General features: G+C 67.0%; 12 protein-coding genes. 9 read left to right on the top strand and 3 right to left on the bottom strand.

All coding sequences use genetic code 11. From position 1 onward, the window contains the following. The first annotated feature begins 21 nt into the window (after nt 1-21). The 4 genes from CU_RS02310 to CU_RS02325 all read left to right on the top strand — a co-directional run bounded on the left by CU_RS02310 (nt 22) and on the right by CU_RS02325 (nt 4,170). Nucleotides 22-1,275, top strand: a complete 1,254-nt coding sequence (locus tag CU_RS02310) for a sensor histidine kinase (protein ID WP_012359716.1) — start codon at nt 22-24, stop codon at nt 1,273-1,275. A 96-nt stretch (nt 1,276-1,371) separates the two neighbouring features. Further along, nucleotides 1,372-2,166, top strand: coding sequence for a response regulator (locus CU_RS02315; protein WP_012359717.1), 795 nt, complete (start codon nt 1,372-1,374; stop codon nt 2,164-2,166). A gap of 181 nt (nt 2,167-2,347) precedes the next feature. Then, entirely contained in the window at nt 2,348-3,334 is a 987-nt protein-coding gene (locus CU_RS02320) for an ABC transporter ATP-binding protein (protein ID WP_012359718.1), read from the top strand. A 77-nt stretch (nt 3,335-3,411) separates the two neighbouring features. After that, nucleotides 3,412-4,170: an ABC transporter permease gene (locus CU_RS02325; RefSeq protein ID WP_012359719.1), complete on the top strand. Its 759-nt coding sequence runs from the start codon at nt 3,412-3,414 to the stop codon at nt 4,168-4,170. A 90-nt stretch (nt 4,171-4,260) separates the two neighbouring features. On the opposite strand, the gene CU_RS02330 is transcribed toward CU_RS02325, so the two are convergent. Next, nucleotides 4,261-5,052: a TIGR03089 family protein gene (locus CU_RS02330; RefSeq protein ID WP_041628460.1), complete on the bottom strand. Its 792-nt coding sequence runs from the start codon at nt 5,050-5,052 to the stop codon at nt 4,261-4,263. Between the two features lie 165 nt (nt 5,053-5,217). Continuing rightward, the gene (locus CU_RS02335; protein WP_012359721.1) at nt 5,218-7,002 is read right to left on the bottom strand and encodes an LCP family protein; all 1,785 of its coding nucleotides are present in this window, start codon (nt 7,000-7,002) and stop codon (nt 5,218-5,220) included. Nucleotides 7,003-7,188: 186 nt separating this feature from the next. Between CU_RS02335 and CU_RS02340 the strand changes: the two genes are divergently transcribed. The 4 genes from CU_RS02340 to CU_RS02355 all read left to right on the top strand — a co-directional run bounded on the left by CU_RS02340 (nt 7,189) and on the right by CU_RS02355 (nt 11,449). Continuing rightward, entirely contained in the window at nt 7,189-8,295 is a 1,107-nt protein-coding gene (locus tag CU_RS02340; RefSeq protein WP_231837725.1) for an SDR family oxidoreductase, read from the top strand. A 10-nt stretch (nt 8,296-8,305) separates the two neighbouring features. Next, on the top strand, nt 8,306-9,262 hold the full coding sequence (locus tag CU_RS02345; RefSeq protein ID WP_012359723.1) for a glycosyltransferase family 2 protein: 957 nt from the start codon (nt 8,306-8,308) through the stop codon (nt 9,260-9,262). Between the two features lie 279 nt (nt 9,263-9,541). Further along, nucleotides 9,542-10,654: a mannose-1-phosphate guanylyltransferase gene (gene manB, locus CU_RS02350; RefSeq protein WP_012359724.1), complete on the top strand. Its 1,113-nt coding sequence runs from the start codon at nt 9,542-9,544 to the stop codon at nt 10,652-10,654. 486 nt (nt 10,655-11,140) lie between these two features. Continuing rightward, nucleotides 11,141-11,449 carry a WhiB family transcriptional regulator gene (locus CU_RS02355; protein ID WP_012359725.1) on the top strand — a complete coding sequence of 103 codons (309 nt, stop codon included), beginning with the start codon at nt 11,141-11,143 and terminating at the stop codon, nt 11,447-11,449. A 124-nt stretch (nt 11,450-11,573) separates the two neighbouring features. On the opposite strand, the gene CU_RS02360 is transcribed toward CU_RS02355, so the two are convergent. After that, a complete protein-coding gene (locus tag CU_RS02360) occupies nt 11,574-12,038 on the bottom strand; it encodes a metallopeptidase family protein (protein ID WP_012359727.1) in 465 nt (154 codons plus the stop codon). Here CU_RS02360 and CU_RS02365 point away from each other — a divergent pair. Further along, on the top strand, nt 12,037-12,600 hold the full coding sequence (locus tag CU_RS02365) for a DUF3499 family protein (RefSeq protein WP_231837726.1): 564 nt from the start codon (nt 12,037-12,039) through the stop codon (nt 12,598-12,600). The two genes, CU_RS02360 and CU_RS02365, sit on opposite strands and share 2 nt — an antisense overlap. Nucleotides 12,601-12,675 lie beyond the last annotated feature (75 nt).

Below are 12,675 nucleotides of genomic sequence, written 5' to 3' on the forward strand. Positions count from 1 at the left end.
CCGACCCTAGAATGTCGAACTATGCCCGAAAACAATGTACCCGGCGCGCTCGGCCACAACCCGCTGAGCACCGGCCCCCTCGGTTCCAACCCGACGTGGTGGCGCGACCCGGCTCGGCGCCTGCAGTTCCTCGTCATCTCGCTGCTGTTCCTCCTGCTTTCCTTTCCGGAGATTGGCTTCGCCTCCGGTCAGTCCGGGGGTTGGCAGGCCCCGATACTCCTCGCTGGTATCGCCATCTCCTACGCGGGCTTGATCGCCCAGCAATGGCGCGTGGAGTTGGGGGTGGCGATCATCGCGGTCGGCCTGGCCCTCTCCGCGCTGTCCGGGGGTTTCGCAGTGTTACTCGGGTATCCGCTGGTGTGCTGGCAGGTGTACGTGATCCGAGCACATCTGCCATACCGTCGGCGGTTGTGGTTGGCGATCGCAGTGGTCGGCAGCCTCGCGGCGATCACCTGGCAGTTCATCGCCGACCGGCTATATAACCCGATTTTTAAGGAAGAAAACAGCCTGGAGTCGGTGCTGGCCGACCCGGAGATGTGGCTGACCATCGGCCTGGCGAGCCTGCTGGCCCTGGTGTCCATCGCCCTGTGCTGGCAGTTCGGTAAGCAGTCCTATGCGCGCCGGGAAGAGGTCGCCAACCTCGCGGCACGTGCGGAACTGGCCACGGTCTCCGAGCGAAACCGCATCGCCCGCGAGATGCACGATATCGTCGCGCACTCCCTGACCGTCGTGATCGCGCAGGCTGATGGCGGCCGCTACGCCGGGCGCAAGGACCCGGAGAAGGCCATCGAGGCGCTCGAGACGATCTCCGTCCGCGGCCGCGAGGCGCTGACGCAGATGCGCAGCCTGCTCTCCGTCCTCCACACGGAGGAGGGGCGGGACGTCGCCGCCACCCCGGGGATCTCCGGCATCCAGGACCTCATCAGCGACGCTAACCGCTCCGGCGCCCACGCCACCCTCGCCGTCGAAGGTGAGGAAGTTCCGCTCGACGAGACGAAGGGGCTGACCGTCTACCGGGTGGTGCAGGAATCTCTCACCAACGTCATTAAGCACGCGGGCCCCGTCGAGGTGCGCGTCCGCCTGCTGTGGGAGGACGCGCGCTTGACCGTCACGGTGGATAACTCCCCAGGCGAGGAGCAGCTGACGGGCAGCGGCCGGGGACTGACGGGTATTAAGGAGCGCGTGCGGATCCACGGTGGGAAGGCCAGCTGGGGGTCGAGCGCGCTCTTCCCCGGTGGCTGGAATGTCACGGCCAGCATTCCGCTCGGCGCGTAGGGGCTGCGTGTCTGACCGCAGTGCTACCGTGACGGCAGCAGGCCAGCAGAAGAACTAATGACCGAAGAAACGTTACGAGGCGAGGGGCGCACAAACATGATCACCGTGGGATTGGCTGATGACCAGCAGCTCGTGCGGGCCGGCTTCGCGATGGTGCTGGATAGCCAGGATGATCTCTCCGTGGCCTGGGAGGCCGCCGACGGTGCGGAGGCCTGCGAGCTGGCCGTAGCGCTGCCCGTGGACATGATCCTGATGGACGTGCAGATGCCCACCATGGACGGCATCGCGGCGACCCGCCGCATCCTCAACGAGCTTTCTCCCACGGGGCCTGCGGGGGAGCCCACCCGGGTGGTCGTTCTCACCACCTTCGATAGCGATAACTACGTCCTCGGCGCCGTCACCGCCGGGGCCAGCGGGTTCCTGCTCAAAGACGCCGACCCGGAGGAGCTCATCAACGCGGTCCGCACCGTCGGGGAGTCAACGGCCGTGATCAGCCCGGCGGCGACCGCGAAGCTCATCCAGCGCCTGCGGGCAGATGGGGCCGCAGCCAACCCTGAGGGGCCAAAGAGCACGCCCGCGCCGGGTGTGCCACCACAGAACACCGCGGCCCCGCAGCCGGCAGCGGCTAGGCCGGCCACCCCGGATGCCGAGGATGACCTCGGGCTGGTGGACCCGCTGACCCGGCGCGAGCGGGAGATCCTATGCCTCATCGCGAAGGGCCAGAGCAACCAGGAGATCGCAGAGAAACTCTTCATCTCCCTGCCCACGGTGAAGACCCACGTCGGGCGGGTGCTGATGAAGACCGGCTCGCGGGACCGGGTGCACGCCGTACTTTTCGCCCTCAAACACCACCTCGTGGACCCGGAAGAACTGCTGACTGCCGAAGGCTAAGCGACAACCGGGTCAGGCACGCCAACCCGGTGGGGAACACAGCGGAAGCACCGCACCACGGTGGGCCCTGCGGATGACCGGAAGGGACGGACGTCATACCCCGGTATGAAAGAACAGAAACGGCGATAATCATTCGCCGGGCCGATGTGCCGGGGTGGGGACAGAAGCGAAACTGTGAAGCATGATCACAGTTGAACAACTCAGCAAGAGTTACGGAAAGAACAACGTCCTGAAGGACATCAGCTTCCACGTCCCGGACGGGCAGGTCACCGGCTTCCTCGGGCCGAACGGTGCGGGCAAGTCGACCACCATGCGCTGCATGCTCGGCCTGGATCGGCCAACCGCCGGACACGTCACCTTCAGCGGCGAGTACCGCGACGGGCAGTCCTACGACGGGGCGTTTGCCACACTAAAGAACAAGTCGCAGGTCGCCGGCGCAGTGCTGGACGCCTCCTGGTTCACCCCGGCACGCACCGGCCGCAACCACCTGCGCGTGCTCGCACACGGCGCGGGCATCAGCGACAAGCGCGTGGATGAGTGCCTTGAGATCGTGGGTCTGAGCAGCGCGGCGAAGAAGAAGGCCGGCGGCTACTCCCTGGGCATGAAGCAGCGCCTCGGACTGGCAGCGGCACTGCTCGGCGATCCGCAGCACCTCATCATGGACGAGCCGGTTAACGGCCTGGACCCCGAGGGCGTGACCTGGATGCGCAACACCATTCGGGCGCTCGCGGCGGAGGGCCGCAGCGTGCTGGTCAGCTCCCACCTGCTCAGCGAGATGCAGCTCACGGCAGATCGCCTCGTGGTGATCGGCAAGGGGCAGATGATCGGGGAGTACTCATTGGATGAGTTCCTCGCCGGCGGCACCGTGGTCACCGCGGAGTGCCGGGAGGCGGTGCTGCTCAGCGAGAAGCTGCAGCACAAGGGCCTGAAGGTGGAACTGCAGCGGCCCCGCAGCATGCGCATCGTCCTGCCGGAGGGGCTGAGCGAAGAGGAGCTGCGCGAGTTGGTGGCGAAGACCGCGATGGAGGAGAACTTCCTCATCACGAAGCTGGCCGCGGAGACGGCGAACCTGGAGCAGCGCTTCCTGACGGCGACGTCCGAAGCTCAGGAATACCGCACGGGGGCGGTAGCCGACGCTGGAGCGCGGCGGCAGGCAACTGGCGCATAGGGCCCCAGCGCTCGCCACACAGAACAGCTGAATCACAAGAAGACAACGGCGCACAACAAAGAAAGAAGGCGCACCCCATGAGCAGCTTCCTCAGCTCAGTGAAATCCGAAACAACCAAACTCCTCACCCTGCGCAGCACGTGGATCTACTTCATCCTGCTGGGCGGATCCCTCGGCGGGCCGATGTTTCTCTACCTCCTCCTGTCGGAGAAGAACCTCACTGCGGACTTCTCGGACGTAGGCACCGGCGGCATGATCGCCCTGATGATCTGCATCGTTTTTGGTGCGTCCACCACGGCAGGTGAGATCAACACGAAAATGCATGCCCAGGCTTTCCTCACACAGCGGTCCCGGTGGTACTGGCTGGCCGCCAACGGCCTCGTCGCGAGCGCCTTCGTGGTGTTCACGCTTGCGCTGGCGATGGCCCTGACCGTGCTGATGATTGTGATCTGGCCGGGAGCGACATTCGTGGGCGAGCAGAATAACACCGTGTGGTCGCTGCTGATCGGCGGGGCCGCGTTCACCCTGCTCGCGATGGGAACCGCCAGCCTCTTGCGCTCCCGCGTCGCGGGCATCGGCGTGCCGCTGGTCTGGATGCTCGTCGTGGAGCCACTGATTTCCCTCGGGGGCGAGAAGTTCGACATCCTCCAGAAGATTTCCGAGGTCATGCCCGCAGGCACCATCACCGAGATCCAGCGGTACTACACCTTCCAGGCCGATGGCGTCCTGATGGAGGGGGAACACACCCCGGCGTTCTACCTCACTGTGTTGGCTGTGTGGGTCGTGGTCCTGCTGGCCCTGGGCTTCTACCGCAACTGGCGCGCTGACGTGCGCTAGGCGAGCACAACCCGGGGGTACTCGCGCGCGGCGTCGGCCGCGCGCTTTTCGCATGTCAGGGCTTCAAAGTTTTTCGCGTACCCGTCGCCGTCAGTGAGCGAGGAGGGCGTTTTCCGCCTCCCCAAGTTCCGCGAGCCGCTCCGGGGCAGCATCCGTGCTCATGACGACGGCCCCGCCCGCAGCCCACGGCCGCAGGGTCTGCGCCAGCTGGAGCACGTTGTCCCAGGGGCCGAAGATCAGGCGCTCGCCGTCCGCGTGACCGTCGCCGTCTTTCCCGGCGCCCAGCCACTGGCCCTCGCTGAGCTGCTCGCCACTGCTGGCAGCCAGCACCCTGCCCGCATCGGCCACGGCGGCCGAGCCCAGAAAAGCATCGGGCTGGACACGCAGCTCGGGGGAGAAATCATTCAGGCCGAAGGGCAACTCGCCGCCGGACTCCGTGACACCCCGACCAAAGGGGTCGGTGGAGAGGACAAAGACCTCCTCGACCGGCTCGCCCAGTTCACCGAGGTCGCCCAGCCCGGCCACATCCAGCCCAGCGAGCCCCTCGTCGGCGAGCCGCTCGGCCAGCTTGACCGAGTCCGTGAACGCGGCGACAGGCGGGCCGGCGGCGTCGGAAACAGAATCGGGGAGGGGACCGCGGGCGTCCACGACGGTCGCGCCGATCAGCCACGCGCCCACCGCGATCGTCACCGGCTGCCACCCGGGCTCGGCGTCGCAGATGATCACCGAACCAGGTCCCGCGCCCAGACCCAGCAGGAGATTGGCCACCTTGGCCTGCCAGTTCTGCAGCGTCTGGCCCGAAAGCTCCATGCGGCCGGCATCGGTGTAGGTGGTCAGCCGCGGCGCGGCGGGATCAGTCAAAAGGGCAGAGAGAGCATCCATGCGCCCCATCCTAGAGGTCCCCACACGCGGGGCGTGGCGAGGCCAGCGCGAATCCTGGTGCGGTGCCACAGCTCGGGGTGCGGTGCCCCCAAACGCAATGAAAGCCCGGCCCAGTGGGCCAGGCTTTCATGCTGTGAGCGGCTATGTTCACCCGCCCGGGTGCGCCTAGTTCACGCACATTGGGCCGTCGCCGCCCGCGTCGATCTCCTTGACCGGAGACTCGGCCTTCGGATCCTCGGTGTTCTCCAGCGGGTTGCCGTCGCCACCGATGCTGCCCGTCTGACCAACGGTGTCGCCGCTGTCGCCGGAGTCGGTGCCCTCGTCCGGGATCCCGTCGCCGTCAAGGTCGCGCATGCCCTCGGTCAGCGTGCCTGCATTCGGGTCATTCGGCTCGACCAGCGGTGCGGTGCCAGGGACGGAGCCCGGGCCGGAGTAGGTGCCCGCCAGGGTGACGGAGAGTTCCTTGTCACCTAGGGATGGATCCTCGACGATCTCCAGGCCACCGAGCTGCTTGGCCAGCCCACGGGCGGCTGGGTCGTTCTTATCCTTCGCGTTGACCTGGGACTCCGAGACGCCGGTCTCCTCGGAGTCACCGACCTCGCCCTCCTGGTAGCCGTAGTTTCGGGTCAGCTCGGAGACGTTCGCGGCGATCCCCGGGATATTGGAGGCGTTGAAGACGTTCACGCGGTAGTCCTTCGCGTCGTAGTCCTCGATCGGGCCGTCCTTGTCCTTATCCTTGGCGGCCTCATCGCCGCCGTCCGCCGGGGCATCCTCGCCGAGCAGTTCGTTGAAGAACTCGTGGACCTGATCGACGTCGACGGTGACGATGGATTCGCCCATGTCGCCGACCCCGTCGATGGAGGTCACGGGGATGGTCTGGAACTTCACGTTGCCGCCGGCCAGGTCCTGCATCTGGGTGGCCAGGGACATGACGTCCCAACCCTGGTCCAGGACCACGGAGCGTTCCACGGCGTCGTTGATGCGGTTCAGTGCGGTAGGGTCGGTCAGGGTCTTGGAGGAGAGCACCTTGTTGACCAGGGAGGCCATGTAGGCCTGCTGGCGGGTGATGCGGTCCAGGTCGCCTCGGGGCAGGCCGTGGCGCTGGCGGACGAAGCTCAGTGCCTGGGGACCCTTGAGCGTGTAGCGGCCCTTCGGGAAGTTCGCGCCGGAGAGCGGCTCCTTAACCTCTTCTTTGAGGCAGACGTCCACGCCGCCGACCGCGTCGGTGAGCAGGACGAAGCCGAGCAGGCCGATCTCTGCGTAGTGGTCCACGGTGATACCCGTCAGGTCGGCGACGGAGTGGATCAGCGCCTGGCGGCCGGCCTGCTTGGAGGCTTCCTCGTCGCTCTTCTCCTGCTCAGCATCCGCCGGCTCGGTGCGGCGCTCGGCGATCTTCTGTTCTTCCTCGAACTTCGCGGTGCCGTAGACGCCGTTGAGCTTCATGTTGCCGTTCGGGGTGGCGACGTACGTGTCGCGCGGCAGGGAGACGGCAGTTGCCCCGGAACCGTCGTTGGGCACGCGGATGAGGATGATCGTGTCCGTGTTGGTGACCTCCTCCTCGCCCGCGTTGAGCATGTCGATCTCCTTTTGGCTCAGGGGGTTGCCCTGGGCATCCGTGCGGGAGTCGATGCCGACCAGGAGGATGTCGGTTGCGCCGTCCTGGTTATCGCCGAGGGCGAGCTCGCCGGTCTGGGCGAGCCGCCCGTCGAGCTGGCCGATCGCCTTATACCCAACCGCGCCGAGCACCAGCACCAACGCTGAGACCGCGGCGAGCACCATGCGCACCGGCTTTGAGCCGATCTGGCGGGTGGCAGTATCCCCGGGGGCGGGCATGATTTGGCGGGAGGAGCGCCGCGGCGTGGCAGGCTCCGAATCCACCCTGCCTGCGCGATCAGTCCGCGAGCGGTAGGCGCGGGGCTGCTGGTCGCCAGCGTTGGGGGGCATAGTCATAGGGTTTTCTTCTCATTCCCGGTTGGCAGATCCGCTGGGGCGCGGGCGGCCTCGTGGCACACAAAACTCCGATAATTATAGGACTTTTCCCTTGCCAAGCCCACCACCTCCACGGTGGGTACAGCGACCGCCCGGGAGCGCTCTGCTTCCCCCGTTGGGCTGTGGGGCCTTAGTAATCTGGACGCCATGCCACAGTCACAAGATTTCCCGACCAACCCCGAGCGCCCGTTGGGCGCTCACGGCGACGCTGCCCGCAGCACCGGCGCCGGCCGTGAGGCTGACCGGATGTACGAGAGCCTCGCTGCGGGAACGGGAACAACCGGTGGCGTGGTGCCCGGCATCGTCGTGCTGGGTGCCGGGGGCCAGCTGGGCACAGCGCTTGTGGCCGGGCTGGCAGACCACGCCGCCCCGGTGGTGGCGCTCGGCCGCGCCGAGCTGGACCTGACCGCCAGCGATGAGGAGTGCGCCACCGCCCTGCGGGCAGCCATCGAGCAGGCGGGTGGCCGCGACGTTGTGGTTATTAACGCCGCTGCCTGGACGGCGGTCGACGCTGCGGAGGACCCCGCCAACGCGGCCGCGGTCGAGCGGGTGAACGCGACCGCGCCGGGCATGCTCGCACAAGTGGCTGCCGCGCAGGGGGCCGGTTTCATTCACGTCTCCACCGACTACGTCTTCAGCGGGGAGGCGGGTCAGCCGCGGGCGGCGTCCCCGGAGGATTCCCCGGCACCGGTGAATGAATACGGCCGAACGAAGCTGGCGGGGGAGCGTGCGGTGCTGGATGCCGGCGGGACCGTGGTGCGCACGGCCTGGGTATTCAGCGGCCCCACCGGCCCCGGCCGGGACTTCCTGGACACGATGGCGGGGCTGGCTGAACGTGGTGTGGATCCCAAGGTAGTGGACGACCAGTGGGGCCGACCGACCTTCACCGGGCACCTCGCCGCGGGGCTCGTCGAGCTGGCAGTCACGCTGTGGCGCCAGCGTCGGGCCGGGGAGCATACGCAGACGAGCGTGCCCTCGTCGGGCGGGAGCGGGGATGACGCGCGCACGCCGGAGCTGCCGCGACTGCTGCACGCCACCGGCAGCGGTGAGGTTACGACCTGGGCGGGCTTCGCGGCCGCAATCTTCGACGCCACCGGCCACGACCCGGCCCGCGTGAGCCGAATCCCCACCGCGGAGTACCCCACCCCGGCGCGCCGGCCGGTTGGGGTGTACCTGGACACAAGCTGCTGGGAAGCGGCCGGGCTTTCCCCGCTGCCAGCGTGGCAGGACGGACTGCGGGCGGCTCTGGGGTAACGTTCCCCCCGTGGCACCCATAGCGATTATTACGGTGACGTACTCGCCCGGCGAGTACCTCACAAAGTTCCTGGACTCCATCCCCGCTGCCGCCGTGCAGGGGGCGCACGTCGTCATGGTCGACAACGGTTCGACAGACGGCGCGCCGGAGGCTGCCGTCGCTGACCGTGGCGGACGTATCAGCGGACCCGGGGCTGAATCCAAGGACGCAGCACCGGACGCGGCCGGAAACGAGAAAGAACTGGGCCTGGAGCTGCGCTATTCGGGTGGCAATATCGGCTATGGCTCTGCGATGAACCTCGGCGCCCGTAACCTCCGCGACCTGCGCGACGCGGGCGAGATCGACGACGAGTTCCTCATCATCTCTAACCCGGATGTCGTCTTTACCCCGGGGTCCATCGACGCGATGCTCGAGTGCGCCCGTCGCCACCCGCGCGCAGGGGCGATCGGCCCTCTGATCCGCGAAGCCGACGGTTCCGCCTACCCGAGTGCGCGCAGCGTCCCGCGCCTGGGGGCCGGTATCGGACACGCCCTGCTGGGCGGGGTGTGGCCGTCCAACCCATGGACGAAGCAGTATCGCCACGACGATGACCTGGACCGCGAGCGCGAGGCGGGCTGGCTCTCTGGCTCCTGCCTGCTGCTGCGGTGGAAGGCCTTCGAGTCGGTCGGCGGTTTCGATGAGCGCTACTTCATGTACATGGAGGACGTGGATCTGGGCGATCGCCTGGGCCGGGCGGGCTGGCAGAACATCTTTACTCCCACCGCGGAGATCAGCCACGCCAAGGGGCACGCTGCAGGTGAGCACCCGGAGAAGATGCTGCCCGCCCACCACGAGTCCGCGTACCGCTTCCAGGCCGACCGCCTGCCCGGTGCGAAGAATGCGCCAATCCGATTGCTGCTCAAGGTCGGGCTTACGGTGCGCGCCAAGGTGTCGGTGTGGCTCGCCGAGCGGAAACGCAAGGGTTAGCACCGTAAGCGTCCGCGTCGAGATGCGCCATGCCCCGGCGCTGCCCATTATCGCCGCGGGGCCTTCTGCCCGGTCCCGGAGAGTGGAGGGGAAATTTGTCCCAGTGTCTCGGCCTCCGGCGTGGAGGCGGGATTATCGCTCGCTGGGGCGCTAACGTCCCTAGGGACACCAACCCCACGATCAGTCGGCCCCAGCATGGTGCATGGGAGCTGCTCATCCGGGGTGAAGCGAATAGTTTTTGACTGTCTACAGCAGTTGCCGAATATGAGGGAGTAAGCGATGGCACAGGTGCCTCAGGACAGCCTTGATACCCGAGCTCTGGCGGAGCAGACTGACGCGGTGATCCTCGTCGGAGGGAAGGGAACCCGGTTGCGCCCCCTCACCAACAGCATCCCGAAGCCGATGCTTCCGGTGGCGGGAGCCCCGTTCCTGCAGCACCTGCTGGCCCGCATCAAGGCTGCGGGGATGACCCACGTGGTGCTGGGCACCAGCTTCAAGGCAGAGGTCTTCGAGCAGTACTTCGGCGATGGCTCCGAGATGGGCCTGGAGATCGAGTACGTCGTCGAGGACGAGCCGCTGGGCACCGGCGGCGGCATCCGCAACGTCGCGAGCAAGCTGCGCCACGACCGCGCGATGATCTTCAACGGCGACGTGCTGGGCGGCACGGACCTCGGCGCGATCCTGCGCACCCACGTGGAACAGGACGCGGAGGTCACCCTGCACCTGCTGCGCGTGGCCGATCCGCGTGCCTTCGGCTGTGTGCCGACGGACGAGTCCGGTCGTGTCGAGGCCTTCCTGGAGAAGACGGAGGATCCGCCGACGGACCAGATCAACGCGGGCAGCTACGTCTTTAATAGGGACGTCATCGAGTCCATCCCACAGGGACGTGCGGTGTCCGTGGAACGGGAGGTCTTCCCGGAGCTGCTGAACCGCGGGGCGCGCGTGTTCGGGCACGTGGATCAGGCGTACTGGCGCGACCTGGGCACCCCGGGGGACTTCGTGCGCGGTTCCTCCGACCTGGTGCGCGGGATTGCTCCCTCCCCGTTGTTGGAAGGGCGTCACGGCGAGGCGCTGGTCGACGAGTCCGCTGCGGTGTCCAGCGGTGCGCTGGTTTACGGTGGTTCGGTGATCGGCCGTGGTGCGGAGATCTCCGGTGGTGCTCGCGTGGAGTCCTCGGTCGTTTTCGACGGCGTGCAGATCGAGGCTGGGGCCACGGTGGAGCGCTGCGTCATCGCGGAAGGCGCGCGCATTGGGGCGCGGGCGCACCTCGAGGACTGCGTGATCGGCGAGGGGGCCGTGATCGGTGCCCGCTGTGAGCTGGAGTCCGGCGCGCGCGTGTGGCCGGGCGTTGCGATCCCGGACGGTGGAATCCGCTTCAGCAGTGACGTCTAGCGCGGCCTGGTCGCGCTAGGGGCGGGGCCGGTAGAGCCCACCGGCGACACCGGTGAGGCGTCATGCTGGCCCTGCGGCGGGACTTTCGGGGGTGGAAATAAAATTTCTTCGAATTTCCAATATCTTGTGCGCAGAGCGTAAGTTCCACTGATTGTAGGCCTATATGTAGTGGTTCCAGTGGGGGCGTGCGGGATATCTCGTTACCTTCGAACGCCTGTTCTAGCTGTCTGCTGCGGACGATATAGTGGCCCCTGTGACAGCTGTGGCTTTTGGGGCGGGCGGGTTTTTCAGAAAGTTTGACGCGACGTAACTACACGTGTGTAATCTTCGATATAGCTGCAATAACAACACACCCGGTGAGGCGCTTGACTTTCACCTCAGGCGATACCTTTACAGCACCGGGAGTGGGGACCAGTAAGGAGAATTGCCGTGGATAAGCCAGCGAGCTCGGCCTATCCCACCCCGCCGCAGCAGGGGTCAGCGGCAATGGAAAGGGAGGCTCGAGTGGACACCGGTGCCCGCCAGCACAACCTCTTCGACCTTACGCAAGACTTCGACAAGCTCTTCGACGCCGTGGAGCAGGACTGGCAAGAGCAGGCGCTGTGCGCCCAGACGGACCCGGAGGCCTTCTTTCCGGAGAAGGGTGGCTCCACCCGCGAGGCTAAGCGGATCTGCATGGCCTGCGGCGTGCGAGATGAGTGCCTCGAGTACGCCCTCGCTAATGACGAGCGCTTCGGCATCTGGGGCGGCCTCTCCGAGCGCGAGCGACGCAAGCTGAAGAAGCGCCTCGGCTAACCCCAGGACTACACGCACGGCCGCCATGGCTGCATCGCACGTGTGACCTCACGCGACCTGAACGGGACCGCGTGAGTTTTTCTTTTCTTTAGGCAGCTACCAAGAGCTTCCGCGCAGTGGCCGACTAGCGATCCCAGTCGAAGCGTGGGTCGATGGTCTCCGGGCCGACGTTCAAATAATGCGCGACCAACCGGGTCACGATATAGCGGAGCATGTCCGCCCGCTCCTCCTTGCTGCGCGCCCGCATCTCCACGGGGCGGCGAAACACGATCAGCCGGGGACGGGTGGGGGAGCCGCTGGAATCCACGCCCGCGGGGATCAGCCGACCCAGTGGCACCTTGCCGTCGGCGACAACATCCGAGGGCCACTGCGTGTAGCCGTGCTGCAGGCGCATGCGGGGGACCAGGTCCACCGCCAGGTCCAGGGAGGCGAGCTGATCGTCGAAGCGATCGAGTATCCGCTCGTAGGCATCCAGCACCGCCTGATCGAAGTCCTCAGAGCGGGTCCGGTAGCGCGGCAGATCCGGCAGCAAAATGCCGCGCGGGCCGCGCCCCCGGGAGTCGTTCCTCACTCTGCGGATGTGGCTCATGAGTATTGAGCCTACGCGGTCGGTGGGCTTGCGCCCCGCGGCGCGCGGGCAGATGTACAAGCTGGTGAATCTGGCTAAGATGTTCCGCGTGACTGTACACCGAAATTGCTCCCGCCCCGGCTGCCAGCGCCCGGCCGCGGCGACGTTGGAGTTTAATTACGCGGATCAGATCGCCATCATCGGACCGCTGCAGCCGGCCGGCAATCCCCACCGCTGGGATCTGTGCGAGGACCACGTGGAACGCACGTCCGTCCCGCAGGGGTGGCGCCTCGTCCGTAAGACTGAGGACGCAACCTTGCCACCGGCACTTGGCGGCGCGAGCGCCGTCGGGGCGGCTGACGGCCACGCGGCGGACGACGAGGCTGATGAGGAGGAGCTCCTCGCCCTCGCCGAGGCGGTGCAGCAGGCCTATGAGGAGTCCGGCGAGCTGCCGAACGACCCGGGCCCGCGCCTCGTGCGCCGCGAGGAGATCCCGCTGCCCACCGGCCACCACCCGGCCCGCGGCAACCTGCCGAGCAGTCGCCCCCGCCGCCACCTGCGTGCGGTGCAGGAAAACGACTAGAATCTGACCCAGAACCAACGCCGACCCCGCCCGACCGCCCAGCCTGCGCTGGGCAGCATTGCAATCAGGAGAATA

The sequence above is a fragment of the Corynebacterium urealyticum DSM 7109 genome, from assembly GCF_000069945.1.
Classification (GTDB): Bacteria; Actinomycetota; Actinomycetes; order Mycobacteriales; family Mycobacteriaceae; genus Corynebacterium; species Corynebacterium urealyticum.